An 18249-nucleotide genomic window follows, 5' to 3' on the forward strand; every position below is an offset into this window, starting at 1 on the left:
ACCAGACATGAGCGACGACACCCTAACTCCGGATCAGGCCCCTGGCGCACCACATCCGCGAGAAACCACCCCTCTTATCGGGCAGGACGCAGCACAACAGGCCTTTCTGACCGCGTACAATTCGGATCGATTGCACCATGGTTGGTTGCTGACCGGTCCTCGTGGAGTGGGCAAAGCAACACTAGCATGGCGGATCGCGCAGTTCTTGCTGGCCACGCCGCCACGCGAGGATGGCGGACTGTTCGGCGCTCCACCTCCGCCTGACACTTTGGATATTGCCCCGGAACACCCGGTCGCCCATCGCATTCTTGCCGGGGCCGAACCCGGCCTTGCCGCAATTACCCGCTCTGTCAACGATCAGGGACGGCTGCGCAATGAAATTGTTGTTGATGACGTCCGCAAACTTGGGCGGTTCTTCGGCTTGTCCTCAGCTGATGGGGGTCGACGGGTTGTCATTGTGGACTCGGCGGATGAAATGAACGTCAGCGCCGCAAACGCGCTGCTGAAAATGCTAGAAGAGCCCCCCGCGCGCACAACTCTGCTGCTGATTTCGCACCAACCCTCGCGCCTGCTGCCGACCATCCGGTCGCGTTGCCGCACACTGCGGCTATCCCCTCTCTCGCCTGACGACATGCAGGCTGCGCTGTCGCAAACCGATACGGAAATTCCTAGCCAGACTGACCATCTCGCAGCGCTCGCAGCTGGATCAGTGGGCGACGCCGTTCGCATAATAAACCTCGGCGGGCTGGAACTTTATGCCGAACTGATCGCTATTTTAGGCACCCTGCCCCGGTTTGACCGCCAGCGCGCTCTGAAACTGGCCGAAACGGCTGCGCAGCGGGGGGCGGCCGAACGGTTCGATCTGCTGCTTTCATTGATAGACGTGGTGCTCTCGCGCCTGGCTCTGACTGGTGCGACCGGCACCGCACTGATGCCCGAGGCCGCCCCGAATGAGGCCGAAACTTTATCGCGTCTCTCCAGCTCACCGCAAAAGGCCCGCCAATGGGCCGAAATCGCCGCCCCCATCACGGCGCGTGCGCGGCATGGGCAGGCGGTGAACCTTGACCCTGCCTCGCTTGTCCTAGATACGCTGTTCAAGATACAGGAAACCGCCGGTCACAACAGATGAGCCCCACTCCCGAAATTACCGACAGCCATAGCCATCTGGATTTCCCGGATTTTGACGGTCAGTTGGAAGAAATCGTTTCACGCGCTGCCGACGCTGGCGTGACACGCATGGTGACCATCTGCACACGGTTGCGTAACGAGCCCACGGTACGTGCCATCGCCGAGGCTCATGCCCCTGTCTTTTATGCCGCGGGCACCCACCCGATGAGCGCCGCTGACGAGCCGATGGCAACAGTCGATGAACTGCTCGCATTCGCCAAGCATCCGAAATTCGTGGGCATTGGGGAAAGCGGGCTTGATTATCACTACACGGCTGAGTCGGCGGACGTTCAAAAGCGTTCGCTGCGTATCCATATCGAAGCGGCGCAGCGGACCGGATTACCCCTGATTATCCATGCACGTGCCGCGGATGAGGACATGGCACGTATCTTGGCGGATGAGCATAGAAACGCTCCGTATTCCTGTGTCATGCATTGCTTTTCTTCCTCAGCCGAGCTGGCCCGAGCCGCCCTTGATCTTGGCTTCTATCTATCCATGTCCGGCATTGCAGCATTCCCCAAAAGTCAGGAGCTGCGTGATATCTTCGCCGCCGCGCCCATAGATCGTATCCTGGTTGAAACCGACGCGCCCTATCTGGCGCCGCCGCCATACCGCGGCAAACGAAACGAACCGGCCTACACCGCGCATACAGCGCGTAAAGGGGCCGAAGTGTTCGGTTTGGAGTACGCCGATTTCGCCGCCCAAACACAGGCCAATTTTGACCGGCTGTTCACCAAAGCCGCTAGCTACAAGGCCGCTGCATGAGCGAGCTGCGCTTTACAATACTTGGCTGCGGTTCGTCCGGAGGTGTACCGCGACTTGGGGGGCATTGGGGTGAATGCGATCCGGAGAACCCCAAAAACATCCGGCGTCGCTGCTCACTGTTGGTCGAACGCGATGGGCCAGAGGGTACAACCTCGGCATTGATCGATACGTCTCCTGATATGCGCAGCCAATTGCTGGGCACCGGAACGGGGCGTTTGGATGGCGTGATCTACACCCATTCCCATGCCGATCACACCAATGGCATCGACGATCTGCGGATGATTGTTTTCAACATGAAAACCCGCGTGCCTGTATGGGCGGACGGCGATACCCAGAACGATCTACTCGGCCGCTTTGGTTATGCGTTTGTTCAACCCGAAGGCTCACCCTATCCGCCCATCCTGGACCTAAAGACAATCAATGGCCCGTTTGAGATTTCCGGCCCCGGCGGCCTGATCCCCTTTCGACCATTCCGTGTGAACCATGGGTCGATTGATGCTCTTGGCTTCAAGATGGGAAATCTCGTTTATCTGCCTGATGTTGCAGAGCTTTATGATGAGAGCATGGCTGAGCTTTCAGAACTCGACTGCCTTATCATTGATGCCCTACGCCGATCCCCGCATCCAACCCATGCCCATCTGGAGAAGACGCTGGGCTGGATTGAGCAATTGAAACCAAAACGTGCCGTTCTGACCAACATGCATATCGATCTGGATTATGCCACGGTTAATGCGGAAACACCGGATCATATTACGCCTGCTTTTGACGGCATGGTGATCCGGCAACCTCTGTAGGGCAAGACGCTGTTCGCGCGCGTGATACCGTCGATGGCAGTGCCATGTTCCAAAGCCTGATCGATGTCATCCTGCCGGTGTTTTTGGTCATCGGCGCCGGGTATACGGCAACCCGGTTCGGATATTTCCGCGAAGACCATATCGACGGGTTGATGAAATTCACGCAGGGATTCGCCATTCCCTGTTTGTTGTTTCTGGCCATCGCCAATCTCGATCTCAGCGCAAGCTTCGACCCCAGGCTATTAACCAGTTTCTATTCGGCAGCCGGCCTCTGTTTTGTCGCCGGAATGGTTGGCGCTCGCCTCATATTCGGACGCGAGTGGGAGGACTCGATCGCGATTGGCTTCTGCTGCTTGTTCTCAAATTCGGTGCTTTTAGGGCTGCCCATCACAGAACGTGCCTACGGACCGGACAACTTGACGGGAAATTTTGCGATCATCGCCTTCCATTCACCGTTTTGCTATTGTGTTGGTATCACCGTGATGGAGATCTTTCGAAACCGTGGCCATGGTGGGACACGGATGGTGAAATCCGTATTGTCCGCAATGTTCAAGAATGCGTTGATACTGGGCATCTCATTGGGCTTTGTTGTCAATCTTACCGGATTTGTAATACCGGGCGTGGTTGATGACGCGTTGAACCTGATTACGCGCGCGGCCCTACCCGGCGCACTGTTCGCATTGGGGGGCGTGTTGGTGAAGTACCGACCCGAAGGCGATTTGCGCGCCATTATCTTCGTCTGTTGCATCTCGCTGTTGCTACATCCAAGCCTCGTATGGCTATTCGGAACTTCACTGGCGCTACCGCAAGATCTGTTTCGCTCAGGTGTTCTTACCGCTGCGATGGCTCCGGGCTTCAACGCCTATATCTTTGCAAACATGTATGGGCGCGCCAAACGGGTTGCTGCATCTTCAGTTTTGATCGGCACCGCATCATCCATACTGACTGTCTGGCTTTGGTTGACTCTACTTGGATAGCCAGATCAAAAATCCTGCATTGACTCTGCAAACAAGCAGGACATCTTTCGCAGCACCATCTCGGAGCACCGCATGCCACACGCCGTTATCGTCGCACATGGACAACCGTCAAATCCGGCACCCGCCGAGGCGGCGCTGGCGCGCTTTGCCAGGCAAATAGATTCACTGTGTCATCGGGTCTCGGTTCATTCCGCCACTTTGGCTGCACCTGACGCACTTGAGACGTGCCTTGACGAATTGCACGGCGACATAGCGATCTATCCGTTGTTCATGGCGAAGGGTTGGTTTGTGACCAAGGCTTTACCTAAGCGACTTGGTTCTCGGTCGGTCAGAATTCTGGATCCTCTAGGTATCGACCCACAGTTGCCATTTTTGGTTAAAAGCGCCCTGCATCAAAAACTTGAAAATCTAGGATGGTCAGCACCTGACACTGATCTGGTAATTGCAGCCCATGGTTCAGGGCGCAGCAATAACCCGGCAACGGTGGCCCATGGGTTTGCAGATACGCTGGGCCAATTGGTCACATTCAAAAGCACCCGAACCGGCTTTGTTGAGCAATCTCCAAGCATTGCCGAGTCAGCATCAGGATGTGGTGAAAAGGCGCTTTGCCTACCCTTCTTTGCCTGTACCGGAGGCCATGTGCTCGAAGATGTGCCGCAAGAATTGGCCCGCGCAAACTTCGCCGGCCAAGTTATGCCAGTCATTTCTGAGCTACCCCAAGTCGAACAACATATCGCTGCGATATTGGACGCCATTTAGGCAAGCGCATTCTATCCGGATTGTCGTGCATTCGAAAACTCACAGTAGAACCGGTGGCAAGATCGTCCGTTTCGTTTTGCGGCGTATAGCGCTAGGTCAGCGGCATGCAGTACATCCTGCGCTTTTGGCATTTCGAACTGGGTCGACAAAGCAGTACCAACGCTCGCTGATACACTGCAGGCCGCTCCCTCGAATTTCATCGGCTGGCAAAGTTGCGCGATCAGGCGCCGGGCAATGCTGTCGAGTTTTTTCCGGTCGGTCACCCCTTTGATAATCAAGACAAACTCGTCCCCGCCGACACGAGCGACCGTATCATCACTCCGCGTTTCATCAAGCATGATCATTGCGGCTTGCTGCAGCACAAAATCCCCTGCGGCGTGGCCCAGGCGATCGTTGACCGATTTGAAAAAATCCAAATCCAGATGCATTAATGCAAATGACGATTTCGTTGATATCAAATGCCCGAGTATATGGTCCATTGCACGCCGGTTTTTTAGCCCGGTCAGCGTGTCTGTATAGGCCTGCTCCTCAGCCGCCAGCTTTGCACCTTGCAGACGCAGGTTCAATGATCTGGAAGCCTCCATCGCGGCAGATTTAGCTTCGACCAAATACAGCAATTCGATCGCCAAGTCGGTGCCTGAGAAATCTGCGCTTGTCAGTGCATAGTCTCGCACCGCATCCAATATTGAAATTCCGAATGACAGGTTAACAACCGATGCACCCTTTCCAGAAAGTGGCGCGATCAGGCCCTTAAAGGCTGTTTGCGGTTGATCTTGGAAACGAAGACGTAACCGCGCGCCTGGCGTCGAAAGCAACGTTGGAAACTCAGTGACAGAACGCGGGCGCTGCAACTCAAAGACGTCAAGAAAACGCCGCCCTGCCATGGGTTGCTCCGGGCGCAGTTTCTGCACTGTGGGGCCCACTTGAACAATTCGCCCCTCATCATTGATAAGAACATACATGGGGCACAAAGTATCGAGAAGGGAACCAAGATCTTCGGTTTCGATCATGATTTCCGCGCCCCAAGCTCAAAATGACGCCCTTCGGCAAAGGCGCTTTCGATCAGTGTAATCGAAATGAGCTCTGACCCATTTCGACGCTCTTCGTTCGAAAGAACAACAAGTGCGCCGTAGTCATCCGCCATAGCCCGCAAAACACCAGTCATAACACTGGAAAATCCCGGCAGCCCGGGAGAGCAATATAGTTGGTATTCCGCTGATGAATGTTCCTGCAATTCAAGGTCCGGCAGCGTGAGATCCGAAACAGCAAGGCGCACTCGATCAGACAAATCATCTAGCGAGTGCAAAAACTCGACATACGTTACGCCCCCGAAACGCAGCAATCGCCGTAGGTCCTCCATATTCCGATGTGATACGAGGTAGGTTCCCAAGTCCTCAAGAAACTCGGATTTTCGACGGTTCAACTCGGTACAAAGCACCTCCAGCACACGATCTGAAACCTCTGCCTCATAGATCAGCATCGCCTCGAATTCGACGAAATCCAATCCTGCGGCTTGGGTCGCCTGCAGCCAGCATTGGCGCCCATAAGTGGCACAAACGAATGATTGGATCGCCCTGTTAATCAGCCCATGCATGAAACAACTCGAATTGGATATCTGCTTCAGGTGACCCCAGAAAACTTAACAAACACCCAATATCCTGGCCGAGATCATGAGAATGTTAGACATTCATGACTAATCTGCGTGGTTCGGTTAGGTCAGAAATCTGTCGGCGCGCCCCCTTCAGCCTTGCGGCGGGCAACAAAATCTTCAAGCTCTTCGCGGATCGCCTCGTCCAATGCCGGCGCTTCAAAATTGTTAACGATTTCTTTGAACATTCGATGGGCCCGTTCCGCAGTCCAGATGCCGCCAGCGACTTCCCAGGCCTCAAAGTTTTTCCAATCGCTCAGAAACGGCTGATAAAACGCCGTGGTATAGCGATCCTGTGTGTGTTGAATGCCAAAGAAATGCCCGTCATTTCCCACTGAACGGATTGCTTCAAGGGCGATCTCGTCCGGTCCTGTCGCTGTCAATTCCGGCTGCATATATCGCTGAATCTGTTGCAGGATTTCGCAATCCATGATGAATTTCTCAGGACTCGCGATCAGACCGCCTTCAAGCCAACCAGCCGCGTGATAGACCATATTTGTTCCAGATTGAACAGCGGCCCACAGTGAATTTGATGTCTCCCAAATGGCCTGACCATCTGGCACATTCGCAGCGCACACACCCGAAGAGCGCATCGGCAATCCATAGAACCGCGCCATTTGTCCGGTCATCTGCGTCGAGCGCATGTATTCCGGCGTCCCGAACGCAGGTGCTCCGGACTTCATATCAACATTCGAGGTGAACGTCCCAATCACGCACGGAATGCCGGGCCTGACATATTGGAACAGCGCAATCGCACACAATGCCTCAGCCAGCGATTGGGCGACCGCACCCGCCATCGTCACTGGGGCCATTGCACCTGCCAGCGTAAACGGAGTTACTACGATCGCTTGCCCGCGCCGCGCCAACCTCAGACAACCATCGATCATCGGATGGTCGTGCTTGAGCGGTGAGGTCGAGTTGATGTTGGTATACATCCGAGGCGATGCCTCAAACTCTTCGTGACTCAAACCGCCTGCGATACGGACCATTTCCATCACATCTTCGACACGTTCCTTACCCAGTGAGTAGGCGTGCATCGCCTTGTCAGTCAGCGTGAGCTTGTCATAAAGCACATCAAGATGTCGGACGCTGGCATGGATATCGACAGGTTCAACCGGATAACCTCCGGCAAAATGGATGCAGTTGAAATACTGCGTCAGTTTCAGCAAATCCTGACACATCCGTCGGGTGCCGGGTACTTTTTTACCAATTTCCATGTCCCAATAGTTCGGCGGTGACGAAACATTGCCGAACAACATGGTTTTGCCTCCAACCTCGATCTGACGGTCCAAATTGCGTGGCGTTATGGTGAATGAGCTTGGGGCTTTGCGCACCATTTCCATGACAAAGTCCCGCCCCATACGGACGTTATCACCAGAGATCGTACAGCCAGCTTCGCGCAAAATGCCAAGAGCTTCTTGATTATAGAACTCGATACCGATCTCTTCGAGGATGCGCATAGCTCCTTCGTGGATCGCCTCAATCCCCTCTGATCCCAACGGTTCTGTTGGCCGGTCTAAGTTCACAGGCGGATTCCACGGCATCTGATCGATGACTTCGCTACCGCGACGGGTGGCTGCACCAGCGCGGCCACCGCTGCGGCGTCTGCGTGTCCTGCTGTCTTCCATAGCTGTCCTCCTGCGCTCTCTTATTCAAGAAAGCCCCGAAGATTTAGCTCTGGCCGCTCTATCTGCGACAAGTGGTGTCGGTTTTGTCGTTCAAACCGGCGTTTCAGAGCACCGAACAATCAGATTTCTGACAACCAGCCGGGAATATGGCCGATGTCGGGTAAAACTACATCTGCCAAAGGTTCGAGCGTTTCTGTTGTGGCAAGCCCCGTAAGAACACCAATCGTCACCATGCCTGCGGCGCGACCCGCTTCAAGATCATGAAGACTGTCACCAACCATGGCGACGCGCGACGGATCAACATCGACATGTTTGGCAAATGCCAAAAGCTGTCCTGGACCGGGTTTGAAGCCATGGCCACTGTCATACCCTGCAACAAAATCGAAGTGGCCCCGAACTCCGACCGATTCGAGATGACGCAGCGCCGGTATCTCGGCATCATTGGTCGCAACACCCAGTTTAAGCCCGGCATTTCGCATATTTTCAAGAAAAGGTGCGAGAGGAACAGCAGGCATTTGCTCTGACGCTGCGGATGCGTCATTGAGAGTTTCGACGATTTGATGCTGAGCGATGCCAGTCAAGTGCGGCGTCAGGGCACGCGCAATTTCATCGACGGTTCCCGCAATAACGATACTGTCAGAGCTATATCTCTCCTCGGCATAATCAAAACCGATGACCTGGCCAAGTTCAGCCGCGCGCTGCGTATCGCCGTCGGATAGGCGTTCAAGCGCGATACGTCCGAACGCACCCCATGTAGACGCAAAGTCAAAAAGCGTGCCGTCCTTGTCGAAGACGAGGGCGTCAATGTTCATAAATTTAGGCTCCTATTGGTCAGGTCCAGTGCATATCAGAAGTGCCGGATAACACAGCGCGGGCACGGCCCGGTTCTTCGTAGGGCACGGAATGGGCGTCACAAAAGGCGATCACCCAGGAATCGTCAAGCATCAGAAAGTCCAGTACCGATCCCAAAAACTCGCTTTCTCCTGCCCGAGCACGCAAATCCTCTATGGAAGCGCCGGTTGCACCCAGAAAAACTGGGAGCAACTCATCATTTCCAACCAACCAATTCAGCACCCTCAGGGCCAATGTTTCAGCAGAATGGACAGAGATCGGCATTATCTGGCCTCGACGACGCTCTTAGAAAGGGTTTGTTAACCAGACTCATAAACACTTTGGTAGCGCATGCAATCTAACGGTGAACGGCAATGTCTGTACAGGGTACCATACTGGTCCTCGACGGGGTCTCGACCAATCGCATTATGCTTAAGGTCCAGCTCACCGCGGCCTGGTATCATGTTGTACAAGGGGAAAAGCTGGCCGGATTGGGTGCTTTACTAAGGCGCACGCGTCCTGACTTGGTTTTGACCGCCCAAACCTTGCCCGACGGGACCGCCTCGGATGTTAAGAAGTTAATGGCAGTTGATCCCGCTTTGGCCGATGTACCGATTGTTGCCATCACGCCGCAAAATGATAGGGCGGCGCGATTAAAGGCCTTATCGGATGGTTTAGACGACGTGCTGGGTTACCCATTTAAGGATACTTTGCTTCTCGCGCGCGTTCGCAGCATGTTGCGCTCACGTGCCGATCGGCAGGAACTGAGCCTTGGAGACGCCAACCAATCCATTGGTTTTGGTGAGGCGGCACAGATACCGCTTGCGCCACCGGCGATCGCGCAGATTGCGCTGTTGACCCAGACCCCACGCGCCGGAGCGCTATGGGGCAGTGCGTTGGCACAGCAAACACGACACCGCCTGTCCAACTACACTTTACCCGATCTGCACGGCGTTTTCTCTGACCCCGCTCCTGATGCCATTGTCATTGAGCTTGCGCCCGGCGGATCAGGAGGGCACATCCTGGCCGATCTAAAATCCCGCAGCACCACCCGAAACACAGTTTTAATCGGCGTTCTGTCAAACGAGGATGCGACCCTCGCCGCCGAGGCTTTGGACAAAGGGGCGGATGCAATTTGTATGGGAGGGTTCCACCCGGACGAAATCTCGCTCCGGCTCGATACCCAGATCGCCCGCAAAACCCGCGACGACAAATTGCGTGCGTCGATACGTAAAGATCTATCCGAATCGCTAACCGATCCTTTGACAAGGTTACACAATCGTCGATTCGCCATGAGGGCACTTGATCAGATCGCCCACCAGGCCTTGGAAACAGGGCGTGGGTTTGCATTGATGCTGGCGGATTTAGATCACTTCAAGGCGATTAATGATCGTTTTGGTCATGCTGGCGGTGACATCGTTCTGACAGAAACAGCGCGCAGGCTTCAGGAAGCAACAGAAAAGGCCGGCTTTGTCGCACGCATCGGCGGAGAGGAATTCATGATTGGGCTGCCTCATTGCTCGGCAGAGCAGGCGTTAAAACTCGCGGACAAGATCTGCGAAAGCATTTGCAACAAACCGTTTTGCCTGCCCGACGAATCCGTATTGACCTCGGTCACGATCAGCGTAGGCGTAAAATGGTGTTCCTCACCTGATCTGAATATTGCAGATCGCAGAAATGCCGTCGGTCAGTTGATTCGTTCAGCCGACCAAGCTCTGTATGCGGCGAAAAATGCGGGTCGCAACCAGGTGCATATCCGTAGTTCAGCAGCCTGACGGGTCAGTTTCGTTTCTTGTGTTTTCCTGGGCCGCGTCTGACGACCTCCTCCAGCCGATTTGCATATTCGACCCGCTCTTCCGCACTCATTTGCGTGACCTGCGCAAGCCATTGCTGGTGCAGCGCTGCCTGCAGCTCTGCCGTTGCCTGCGCTTGCTTCTCAAGCAAATCTTCAACCGCAGACGGATCAAATGGCACGGCTCGCAAGGCCTGGCTAAGCGCACCAAAATCCTGTTTGCGTCGATGCGATCCTTTGCCACGCAGATCTGACAATTCATCCTTGAGAGCTTTGCGATCAGATTTGGGCAGGGCATAGTACAATGCTGGGCCAAATCCTGGCGGTATCGCGGCACGATCACTGCCTTTGAAACGCAAGGCTGTACCCAGGACGACTCCTGCAATCAGCAGGTTCAGAGCAAGCGAAGCGATCAGCAGAATAGGCATCCATTTGCGTTTGGGTGCAGGATTATCGCTCATTCCGCGTCCTCCAGATAGTTTTCATCTAAGTTGAGATCAGCCACCAGATAGGTTGCATCCTGCGAGACAAAATAGTCTGCGGGGTCAGGTAGAAAAGCAGGCGCAGAAAACCCGATCCAGATGCCAGCTGCACTTGCGGCCACAAGGCCACTTACCCCATGCCATCCGCCGATGACATTCATCCGGTCCCGCCATGTTCGACGCCGTTTGTGTGCGGATCGAGCCAACCGAACCGCCTCTGCATCGGTTTCAATTCGGACGGCAAGATTGTCCGGGAACACATCCCGAGCGTCGCGCGCTTGCGCAAACAGGTGTTCAAGTTCTTTGTCATGATCAGCCATGTTCGTACCCCAGTTCATCCCGACGCCCCGCAAGTAGTGCGGCCAGTGATCGTTTTCCACGCGCTGTCAGGCTTTCAACCGCCTCAACCGAGATATCCATAATCCCTGCGATTTCAGGGTTGGACAACTCTTCGATATGCCGCAGAACCACCGCTTGCCGTTGTCGATCCGGCAACTGATCCAATGCCGCCTGCAACGCATCCTTACGCTCGGTATCTTGCATCCGATCAACCACGCTGGCGGATCCGTCTTCTGGCTCTGCAACATTTTCGAGCGCATCAGGTCGCTTTCTTCGGCGCAGATCCAGGCACAGGTTCAATGTCACACGATAAAGCCAGGTCGATATCTGCGCCTGTCCCGGCACCCAGTCGGGTGCCATCTTCCAAAGACGCATCATCGCCTCTTGTGTCACGTCTTCGGCTTCCGCCTGATTTCCCAACATTCGCAAGGCCACGGAATAGCTGCGCGGTCCAAGCCGTCCGGTCAGCAGACGGGCCGCAGCCGCATTGCCATCAGCAAACCGGCCCAGCAACTCCTCGTCGCTGAGCTCGGGCACGGCAGAAAAACCGCCGTGCGCCTCGTTCGGGTAAGAGGTCAGATCCTCCATCCCGTATCAGTTGTTGTCTGTGTCCGACTTCTGGTGCCGCTTGTGTTTCCGACCCATCCTGTCTTTCGCATCCGCATATTCCGGCTCTGATATCGATCCGTTCCCATCGGCGTCGATACGCTCGAACATCTTGGAGGCACGGCGCGGTTTCGGCAATTCATCTTCGCTGAGGAAACCATCGGAGTTAGCATCGTGCTTCTCAAACATCTTAGAGACACGCTCGTCGGCTTTCACCTGTGCTGCTGCCTGCATTTCCTCAACGCTCAGCTGCCCGTCTCCGTCCGTGTCAGCAGCCGTGAATTTCTGGTTGCGATGCGCCGCGATCTCGGCCTGCGTTACCTGCCCGTCTCCGTCGGCATCCAGTTCCTGAAACGTCGGACGCGGCCCTTTGGCCAGTGCTGAGCTGCCGGATACTGCAACTGCCGCAAGAACGATGGCGGAGATGAATGTTTTGGTTTTCATTACTAAGTTCCCTGAATTTAGCGGCACCTTGCCGCTGTTGATACTTCTTAAAACGCAGCCCGGGCAGCTTTCCGTCGCATCGCGCACAACTTTTTTCGTCATGTTTGAAATTCGATCAGTTGCTGATACGCTGTAAGCTATCGCCACAAAGCGACGCACCCCCCTTTTCCGACGGGTTCGAAACGGCCTATATCGCCCGAATAGAAACGCGCGAGATTCAAATGATTGATCAGACTATCGACACTGCGGTCGAGGAAGACCGCCCGACCAAACCCGCACTGATCCGTGGGTTTCGTTGCAAATGCCCGAATTGCGGCGAGGGCAAACTGTTGCACAGCTATCTCAAGGTGAATGATAGTTGCTCGGAATGCGGTCAGGAATTGTTTCACCACCGTGCAGATGATGGCCCGGCCTATCTTACCATTTTGATCGTCGGGCACCTTCTGGCACCTGCGCTGCACGTCTCATACGTACACTGGCGGCCTGACCCTTGGGTCATGGCCATTGGCTTCTCGATCGCCTGCGTTGCCCTCTCACTGTACCTTCTGCCCCGCTTAAAAGGGGCTGTGGTCGCATATCAATGGGCGCGTCGGATGCACGGGTTCGGCAAATCTGCATGAGCGCGGACAAAACCGCCATTCGCAATGCCGCGACCGTCATCGTTCTGCGCGACAGGCTCAGCGACCCCTCGATCCTGATGGGGCAGCGTGGTGCGAAAGCCGCGTTTATGCCAAACAAATTTGTCTTTCCCGGCGGTGCAGTCGACCCTGAAGACGCGCACGTTCCACTGAGCACTCAGTTACCCGATCTCTGCTCCGAACGTCTGTCACAGCGATCCGAACTAGGGTTGCAGAATGCGCTGGCGGCTGCCGCGATCCGGGAATTGTGGGAAGAAACCGGATTGATCCTTGGGCAACCGGGCGAATGGCAGGGTACGGCCCCGAACGACTGGCAGAGCTTTGCCGCTATGGGCTTTCAACCTTCCGCAGAAGCGCTGCAATTCGTGTTCCGGGCGGTCACGCCACCCGGTCGCTCACGCCGGTTTGATGCCCGGTTCTTTTTGGTCGATGCAAACGCAATTCAAGGCGATCTGGATGACTTCACTCATGCCTCGGACGAGTTATCGCATTTGCAGTGGGTCAAAATCAGCCAGGCGCGCGAATTCGATCTGCCTTTCATCACCGAAGTCGTTCTGGCCGAAATCGCCGCGCGCGCTGCAGACCCAAGCCCGCCGGACACAGTGCCTTTTTTCCTCAACAATGAAGAAGCCAGCTTGTTCCTGCAATTGCGCGGCTTTCCAATGCCCTACACGAGCTAACGCATCCGGCTGACGACTACCGTCACCTCGGGTTTTTTGCCGATCTCAGCCTGAGCGGTCTGGCGCGCAATCCGGCGTAACCCCTCTTCCAGCTTGTCTTCATCGCGCAGCGTTTTTGCACCAGCGCGCATCAGGAACTGGTTCAAATCTTCTTCCAACACCTCGACCAGCCCGGCACGGGACGATCCCATCTCGGGCAGTCCCATCGTATCGCACCATGGCTCGCCCAACGGTTCGTCTTCTTCGTCCAGAATGACTGTGATTGTGATATGGCCATTCAATGCCATGCGGATACGGTCACGCACAACACCATCCAATGCGCCAATCTTGACCGCACCATCCAGATAGGTCCGACCCGTCTCGATGTAGTCTACCACTTTCGGAGCATTTCCGGTCAGATCCAACATGGTGCCATTCACGGCTAAAATTCCGGTTCGACCACCCGCCTCAGCCAGTTTGGCATGTTCACGCAGATGGCGGTGCTCGCCGTGCATCGGGATGATCATCTGCGGATCAACCAGAGCATGAACCTTTTCCAGATCAGGTCGGTTCGCGTGTCCCGAGACGTGATACAGCCCCGAGCTGTCATCGACCACATCCACGCCCTTTTCACTGAGCTGGTTCATAATACGGATCACGCCGCGTTCGTTTCCAGGGATAGTCTTGGACGAGAACAGGAACAGATCCCCCTCTTTCACCTCAAGCCCGCGATATTTACCGCGCGCCAGTTGGGCGCTGGCCGCACGGCGTTCTCCCTGACTGCCAGTCACGATAAGCATCAGGTTTGCGCGCGGGACATCCAGCGCCTCTTCCGCGCTTATGACTTTCGGGAAATCGCTGAGAATGCCCGTTTCAGTGGCCGCCTCGATCATCCGGCGCATCGCACGGCCCAGCAATACGACCGAACGCCCAGCCTTCTGGCCAGCCTCGGCAAGCGTTTTCACGCGCGCCACGTTCGATGCAAATGTGGTTGCGATAACCATGCCATTGGCATCCTGCACCAGCTGCGTGATTTCAGGCCCGACCTCGGATTCCGAGCGGCCGGGGTGGGATGAAAAGACGTTAGTACTGTCACACACCAACGCTTTGACACCCGACTTGGCCACCTCGGACCACAAGTCAGGATCAAACGGCTCACCCACAATTGGGTTGGCATCAAGTTTGAAATCACCTGTGTGCACAACGCGTCCAGCCGGAGTATCGATGACCAGCCCCGCACTTTCCGGGATCGAATGCGATACCGGCAAGAAACCAACTGTGAATGGTCCGGCATTGATCTGTTCGGGCCACGGAGATGCTGTTCGCACCGTCTCGGTCGGATGACCATGCTCCTCCATCTTGCGGCGCGCAATATTCGCCGTGAAGGCACGCGCATAAACAGGGGCACCCAGTGCCTCATAGCAATGCGCGACCGCTCCGACGTGGTCCTCATGCGCATGAGTGACAAAGACCGCTTCAAGCTGATCGACACGCTCCTTCAGCCATGTGATATCGGCAAAGATAAGATCAACGCCGGGCGAGGTATCCATGTCCGGGAAAGCAACCCCGAGGTCCACCAGAATCAACCGCTCTTGTCCTGGTTTGCCGTAGCCATAGACATAGGCATTCATGCCGATTTCGCCTGCACCGCCCAGCGGTAGATAGATCAGTCGTTCACTGCTCATGTTGAGCCATTTTCCTTGTTATAGCGATGGATCACGGTCAATCCGTGCATCGTCAGATCGTCCTCAAACTCGTCGAACAAGTCAGCGGCTTGCTGAAACAGGGGCGCAAGACCCCCGGTCGAGATTACTTTCATAGGCACCCCGGCCTCGGCTTTAATACGCTCGCAGATCTCGCGCACCAGGCCGACATAGCCCCAGAAGACACCGGATTGAATGCACTCTACCGTGTGGGTCCCGATCACCTTTTGTGGCTTCGATATGTCTACATGTGGCAGCGCGGCGGCTGCGAGGTGCAGCGCCTCAAGGCTAAGATTGACGCCAGGCGCGATAACTCCGCCGACATATGCACCGTCGTGAGCGACGACATCAAATGTCGTTGCCGTACCGAAATCCACCACGACCAGATCACCGCCAAAGCGGTCAAAGGCCCCTGCTGTGTTAACCAGACGGTCCGGTCCGACTTGCGTGCCTTCGTCGACACGAGGGTTGGCGGGCAGCAGGCAGTCGGGTTTACCAACGACCAGAGGGCGACATCCGAAGAAACGGTCTGCAAAGACCCGCAGGTTAAAAACAACACGTGGCACCGTCGATGAGATGATTACATCTGTAATGTCCACCTCAATTCCGTAGTGCTTTACCAATGTCGAATACCACGTGAAATACGCATCCGCAGTTCGCGCGTGGTGGGTGGAGGTGCGCAGGGTGCACAGAAATTTCTCGCCATCCCAGATCGAGAAAACGGTGTTGGTATTGCCGCAATCAATCGCCAGAAGCATTTGTGCCCCCTTTAGAAATAGACGTCCGCGGCAGGAATGCTGACACGGCCCTTGGCGGTGTTTAGGACAAGGCTGCCACCCGCGTCTACCGTTTCGAAGGTTCCTACCGTCTCGGACGCTGCGGTACGCGCGGTAATAACCTCACCCAGCCGTGCTGCGCGAGAAAGCCACGCGGTGCGGATCGGATCGAAACCATACGTCATGAACTGGGTTTCATAGTGGGCATAGGCCGAAGCCAGCTCTGCCAGAAAATCCTCAGGCGTGACATGGGAACCGGTTTCCGAAAGCAACGACACCGGCCGCACGGCGCCGGGTTCGACGCTGTCAGCGCTGGGAGCCTCGGACAGATTGACGCCAATGCCGATTGCCAGATGCGAAATACCTCGTCCCTGCCCAGTGCTTTCCAGCAAGATACCAGCCAGCTTGCCACCGTTGAGCAACACATCGTTGGGCCACTTCAGTGACAGACCCGCCGCTCGACCGGTCACCGCGACGCAGGCATCGTAAAGTGCGAGGGCCGCGACGAAACTGCGAAGCGCGGCCTGTTCCGGATCTCCGGGTGGTCGCATCAGCAAGGTCGCGGCCAGATTGCCCTTGGGGTTGGTCCAGGCACGACCACGCCGACCACGCGCTGCGGTCTGGCGATGCGCCAAAATCCAGACGGGTCCCGAGGCGGTCGGCGCGAGTCGCGCGGCTTCGTTTAGGGTGCTGTCCACCTCTTGCAGTACATGCAGCCCGTATCCTTGCGGCCAATCACTCATGTCAAAAAGGCCCGGTACAGTGACCGAGCCCCTTTCTGTTTACGGAACCAAGATCAGTTGACAAGCGTTGTCGCCGCTGCAGCTGCAGCGCCTTCGATTCCGAACTGATAAAACACACCGATCAGCATCAGCGCGGCAGACCCCATCAGAGCGCCCCACAGAACTGGTGACGATAGCGTTTCGATCGGGTCCTCGTTCTCAGCCCCGAAATACATGTAGAACACGATCCGCAAGTAATAGAACGCACCGATGACCGAAGCGATTGCCGAGGCAATAACCAGACCGGTCAACCCGGCCTCTACACCAGCTTGCCAGACGCCAAACTTGGCGAAAAAGCCCAGCATCGGGGGCACGCCCGCAAGGCTGAACATCAGGATCAGAACAGCCAGAGCTTTCCCGGGGTCACGTTTTGAATACTGACTCAGAGCATCGATATCCGTCACTGGCTTGCCATCACGCTCCATCATCAAGATGAAGGCGAATGTGCCGATGTTCATCGTCACATAGATTGCCAGATACATCAGCATGGCCTTGACGCCCATCTCGGTACCAGCGGCCAGACCAATCAGGGCATAGCCCATATGTGCAATCGAAGAGAACGCCATCAGGCGCTTGATGTCACGCTGCCCAATCGCCGCGACCGCACCCAGCAGCATCGACAGAACTGACAACAGAACGATCACCTGCTGCCAGTCTTTGACAACCCCGCCAAAGGCATCGTGCAAAACACGCGCGAACAGGGCCATCGCGGCCACTTTCGGGGCAGTGGCGAAGAACGCGGTAATGGGTGTCGGTGAGCCTTCATACACATCCGGTGTCCACATGTGGAACGGCACGGCAGAGACTTTGAATGCAAGGCCCGATATCAGCAAAACAAGGCCAAACAGTAGGCCGAGCGATATGTCGTCGTGATGCACGGTCTGGATGATGCCCGAGAACAAAGTCGTTCCGGTAAAGCCATAAACCAGCGACGCGCCGTAAAGCAGCAGGCCGGAACTGAGCGCGCCCAGCACAAAATACTTCAGTCCCGCCTCGGTCGATTTGGCACTGTCCCGACGCAGCGCAGCCACGACGTAGAGCGACAGCGATTGCAACTCGAGGCCCATATAAAGTGACATCAGATCGCCCGCGCTGACCATCATCATCATGCCAACAGCGGCCAGAGCCACCAGAAGCGGATATTCAAAACGCAACAGACCACGGCGTGCCATGTAATCCTGACTCATCAGCAGGACAGCTGCTGCAGAGAGAAGGATTGCAACTTTGGCAAACCGGGCAAATCCGTCATCCACGAACATGCCGTTGAAAGCAATATTCGTGCCATCGCCATTGGTTGCGATCCAGATCGCCAGCAACGCCATAAGCCCCGCTGTTGACCAGACCAACACCGGTGCCAGCCCATCTTTTGTTGTGTAGACAGCCCCGATCAGCGCCGCCATCGCATAGATCGCCAAAACGATTTCCGGCAGGATAATTGTCAGATCAGCCTGGATCATGT

General features: G+C 55.8%; 21 protein-coding genes. 8 read left to right on the top strand and 13 right to left on the bottom strand.

Annotated features, from left to right (window positions below):
* Positions 1-7 precede the first annotated feature (7 nt).
* The 5 genes from AC2FI7_RS07610 to AC2FI7_RS07630 all read left to right on the top strand — a co-directional run bounded on the left by AC2FI7_RS07610 (position 8) and on the right by AC2FI7_RS07630 (position 4462).
* Complete coding sequence (locus tag AC2FI7_RS07610) at positions 8-1129, top strand: DNA polymerase III subunit delta' (RefSeq protein ID WP_010442737.1); 1122 nt, start codon at positions 8-10, stop codon at positions 1127-1129.
* Positions 1126-1932 carry a TatD family hydrolase gene (locus tag AC2FI7_RS07615; protein WP_010442738.1) on the top strand — a complete coding sequence of 269 codons (807 nt, stop codon included), beginning with the start codon at positions 1126-1128 and terminating at the stop codon, positions 1930-1932. Before AC2FI7_RS07610 ends, AC2FI7_RS07615 begins: the two co-directional genes overlap by 4 nt.
* A complete protein-coding gene (locus AC2FI7_RS07620) occupies positions 1929-2726 on the top strand; it encodes an MBL fold metallo-hydrolase (RefSeq protein ID WP_010442739.1) in 798 nt (265 codons plus the stop codon). The genes AC2FI7_RS07615 and AC2FI7_RS07620 overlap by 4 nt, the downstream gene beginning before the upstream one ends.
* A 44-nt stretch (positions 2727-2770) precedes the next feature.
* Positions 2771-3703: an AEC family transporter gene (locus tag AC2FI7_RS07625; protein ID WP_010442740.1), complete on the top strand. Its 933-nt coding sequence runs from the start codon at positions 2771-2773 to the stop codon at positions 3701-3703.
* Between the two features lie 72 nt (positions 3704-3775).
* Positions 3776-4462 carry a sirohydrochlorin chelatase gene (locus AC2FI7_RS07630; protein WP_010442741.1) on the top strand — a complete coding sequence of 229 codons (687 nt, stop codon included), beginning with the start codon at positions 3776-3778 and terminating at the stop codon, positions 4460-4462.
* 11 nt (positions 4463-4473) lie between these two features.
* Here the strand turns inward: AC2FI7_RS07630 and AC2FI7_RS07635 are convergent, their stop codons facing one another.
* From AC2FI7_RS07635 to AC2FI7_RS07655, 5 genes are all read right to left on the bottom strand, one after another.
* Complete coding sequence (locus AC2FI7_RS07635; RefSeq protein WP_010442742.1) at positions 4474-5472, bottom strand: GGDEF domain-containing protein; 999 nt, start codon at positions 5470-5472, stop codon at positions 4474-4476.
* Complete coding sequence (locus AC2FI7_RS07640; protein ID WP_010442743.1) at positions 5469-6056, bottom strand: heme NO-binding domain-containing protein; 588 nt, start codon at positions 6054-6056, stop codon at positions 5469-5471. Before AC2FI7_RS07640 ends, AC2FI7_RS07635 begins: the two co-directional genes overlap by 4 nt.
* A 122-nt stretch (positions 6057-6178) precedes the next feature.
* On the bottom strand, positions 6179-7738 hold the full coding sequence (locus AC2FI7_RS07645; RefSeq protein WP_010442744.1) for a trimethylamine methyltransferase family protein: 1560 nt from the start codon (positions 7736-7738) through the stop codon (positions 6179-6181).
* Positions 7739-7857: 119 nt separating this feature from the next.
* Positions 7858-8550 carry an HAD family hydrolase gene (locus AC2FI7_RS07650; protein WP_496815655.1) on the bottom strand — a complete coding sequence of 231 codons (693 nt, stop codon included), beginning with the start codon at positions 8548-8550 and terminating at the stop codon, positions 7858-7860.
* A gap of 19 nt (positions 8551-8569) precedes the next feature.
* Positions 8570-8854, bottom strand: a complete 285-nt coding sequence (locus AC2FI7_RS07655; protein ID WP_010442746.1) for a DUF3572 domain-containing protein — start codon at positions 8852-8854, stop codon at positions 8570-8572.
* Positions 8855-8943: 89 nt separating this feature from the next.
* Here AC2FI7_RS07655 and AC2FI7_RS07660 point away from each other — a divergent pair, with 89 nt between their 5' ends.
* Positions 8944-10344, top strand: coding sequence for a diguanylate cyclase (locus AC2FI7_RS07660; protein WP_010442747.1), 1401 nt, complete (start codon positions 8944-8946; stop codon positions 10342-10344).
* 4 nt (positions 10345-10348) lie between these two features.
* Here AC2FI7_RS07660 and AC2FI7_RS07665 read toward each other — a convergent pair whose 3' ends face one another.
* The 4 genes from AC2FI7_RS07665 to AC2FI7_RS07680 are packed head-to-tail and all read right to left on the bottom strand — an operon-like array spanning position 10349 to position 12232.
* The gene (locus tag AC2FI7_RS07665; RefSeq protein ID WP_010442748.1) at positions 10349-10822 is read right to left on the bottom strand and encodes a periplasmic heavy metal sensor; all 474 of its coding nucleotides are present in this window, start codon (positions 10820-10822) and stop codon (positions 10349-10351) included.
* The gene (locus tag AC2FI7_RS07670; protein WP_010442749.1) at positions 10819-11163 is read right to left on the bottom strand and encodes a hypothetical protein; all 345 of its coding nucleotides are present in this window, start codon (positions 11161-11163) and stop codon (positions 10819-10821) included. Before AC2FI7_RS07670 ends, AC2FI7_RS07665 begins: the two co-directional genes overlap by 4 nt.
* On the bottom strand, positions 11156-11770 hold the full coding sequence (locus AC2FI7_RS07675; RefSeq protein ID WP_496815654.1) for an RNA polymerase sigma factor: 615 nt from the start codon (positions 11768-11770) through the stop codon (positions 11156-11158). The genes AC2FI7_RS07670 and AC2FI7_RS07675 overlap by 8 nt, the downstream gene beginning before the upstream one ends.
* A 6-nt stretch (positions 11771-11776) precedes the next feature.
* The gene (locus tag AC2FI7_RS07680; RefSeq protein WP_010442751.1) at positions 11777-12232 is read right to left on the bottom strand and encodes an EF-hand domain-containing protein; all 456 of its coding nucleotides are present in this window, start codon (positions 12230-12232) and stop codon (positions 11777-11779) included.
* Between the two features lie 221 nt (positions 12233-12453).
* Between AC2FI7_RS07680 and AC2FI7_RS07685 the strand changes: the two genes are divergently transcribed.
* Together AC2FI7_RS07685 and AC2FI7_RS07690 are read left to right on the top strand one after the other, a co-directional pair.
* Positions 12454-12852: a DUF983 domain-containing protein gene (locus AC2FI7_RS07685; RefSeq protein WP_029622143.1), complete on the top strand. Its 399-nt coding sequence runs from the start codon at positions 12454-12456 to the stop codon at positions 12850-12852.
* Positions 12849-13550, top strand: a complete 702-nt coding sequence (locus tag AC2FI7_RS07690) for an NUDIX hydrolase (protein WP_010442753.1) — start codon at positions 12849-12851, stop codon at positions 13548-13550. The genes AC2FI7_RS07685 and AC2FI7_RS07690 overlap by 4 nt, the downstream gene beginning before the upstream one ends.
* Here AC2FI7_RS07690 and AC2FI7_RS07695 read toward each other — a convergent pair.
* Genes AC2FI7_RS07695 through nuoN form a run of 4 tightly spaced genes read right to left on the bottom strand, consistent with a single transcriptional unit; the run spans position 13547 to position 18247 of the window.
* Entirely contained in the window at positions 13547-15214 is a 1668-nt protein-coding gene (locus tag AC2FI7_RS07695) for a ribonuclease J (protein ID WP_496815653.1), read from the bottom strand. The genes AC2FI7_RS07690 and AC2FI7_RS07695 overlap by 4 nt on opposite strands.
* The gene (locus AC2FI7_RS07700; protein ID WP_010442755.1) at positions 15211-15990 is read right to left on the bottom strand and encodes a type III pantothenate kinase; all 780 of its coding nucleotides are present in this window, start codon (positions 15988-15990) and stop codon (positions 15211-15213) included. The genes AC2FI7_RS07695 and AC2FI7_RS07700 overlap by 4 nt, the downstream gene beginning before the upstream one ends.
* 11 nt (positions 15991-16001) lie before the next feature.
* A complete protein-coding gene (locus AC2FI7_RS07705; RefSeq protein WP_496815652.1) occupies positions 16002-16751 on the bottom strand; it encodes a biotin--[acetyl-CoA-carboxylase] ligase in 750 nt (249 codons plus the stop codon).
* A gap of 53 nt (positions 16752-16804) precedes the next feature.
* Positions 16805-18247: an NADH-quinone oxidoreductase subunit NuoN gene (gene nuoN / locus AC2FI7_RS07710; protein ID WP_010442757.1), complete on the bottom strand. Its 1443-nt coding sequence runs from the start codon at positions 18245-18247 to the stop codon at positions 16805-16807.
* Positions 18248-18249 lie beyond the last annotated feature (2 nt).

The organism is Ruegeria sp. YTSA064, from assembly GCF_059610325.1.

Bases quoted from the DNA above. Each gene is read 5' to 3' on its own strand.
- AC2FI7_RS07655 (WP_010442746.1), bottom strand. From the start codon at position 8,854: ATGCCGATCTCTGTCCATTCTGCTGAAACATTGGCCCTGAGGGTGCTG.
- AC2FI7_RS07610 (WP_010442737.1), top strand. From the start codon at position 8: ATGAGCGACGACACCCTAACTCCGGATCAGGCCCCTGGCGCACCACAT.
- nuoN (WP_010442757.1), bottom strand. From the start codon at position 18,247: ATGATCCAGGCTGATCTGACAATTATCCTGCCGGAAATCGTTTTGGCG.
- AC2FI7_RS07690 (WP_010442753.1), top strand. From the start codon at position 12,849: ATGAGCGCGGACAAAACCGCCATTCGCAATGCCGCGACCGTCATCGTT.
- AC2FI7_RS07675 (WP_496815654.1), bottom strand. From the start codon at position 11,770: ATGGAGGATCTGACCTCTTACCCGAACGAGGCGCACGGCGGTTTTTCT.
- AC2FI7_RS07615 (WP_010442738.1), top strand. From the start codon at position 1,126: ATGAGCCCCACTCCCGAAATTACCGACAGCCATAGCCATCTGGATTTC.
- AC2FI7_RS07700 (WP_010442755.1), bottom strand. From the start codon at position 15,990: ATGCTTCTGGCGATTGATTGCGGCAATACCAACACCGTTTTCTCGATC.
- AC2FI7_RS07660 (WP_010442747.1), top strand. From the start codon at position 8,944: ATGTCTGTACAGGGTACCATACTGGTCCTCGACGGGGTCTCGACCAAT.
- AC2FI7_RS07620 (WP_010442739.1), top strand. From the start codon at position 1,929: ATGAGCGAGCTGCGCTTTACAATACTTGGCTGCGGTTCGTCCGGAGGT.
- AC2FI7_RS07680 (WP_010442751.1), bottom strand. From the start codon at position 12,232: ATGAAAACCAAAACATTCATCTCCGCCATCGTTCTTGCGGCAGTTGCA.
- AC2FI7_RS07645 (WP_010442744.1), bottom strand. From the start codon at position 7,738: ATGGAAGACAGCAGGACACGCAGACGCCGCAGCGGTGGCCGCGCTGGT.
- AC2FI7_RS07650 (WP_496815655.1), bottom strand. From the start codon at position 8,550: ATGAACATTGACGCCCTCGTCTTCGACAAGGACGGCACGCTTTTTGAC.
- AC2FI7_RS07695 (WP_496815653.1), bottom strand. From the start codon at position 15,214: ATGAGCAGTGAACGACTGATCTATCTACCGCTGGGCGGTGCAGGCGAA.
- AC2FI7_RS07630 (WP_010442741.1), top strand. From the start codon at position 3,776: ATGCCACACGCCGTTATCGTCGCACATGGACAACCGTCAAATCCGGCA.
- AC2FI7_RS07685 (WP_029622143.1), top strand. From the start codon at position 12,454: ATGATTGATCAGACTATCGACACTGCGGTCGAGGAAGACCGCCCGACC.
- AC2FI7_RS07705 (WP_496815652.1), bottom strand. From the start codon at position 16,751: ATGAGTGATTGGCCGCAAGGATACGGGCTGCATGTACTGCAAGAGGTG.
- AC2FI7_RS07635 (WP_010442742.1), bottom strand. From the start codon at position 5,472: ATGATCGAAACCGAAGATCTTGGTTCCCTTCTCGATACTTTGTGCCCC.
- AC2FI7_RS07640 (WP_010442743.1), bottom strand. From the start codon at position 6,056: ATGCATGGGCTGATTAACAGGGCGATCCAATCATTCGTTTGTGCCACT.
- AC2FI7_RS07625 (WP_010442740.1), top strand. From the start codon at position 2,771: ATGTTCCAAAGCCTGATCGATGTCATCCTGCCGGTGTTTTTGGTCATC.
- AC2FI7_RS07665 (WP_010442748.1), bottom strand. From the start codon at position 10,822: ATGAGCGATAATCCTGCACCCAAACGCAAATGGATGCCTATTCTGCTG.
- AC2FI7_RS07670 (WP_010442749.1), bottom strand. From the start codon at position 11,163: ATGGCTGATCATGACAAAGAACTTGAACACCTGTTTGCGCAAGCGCGC.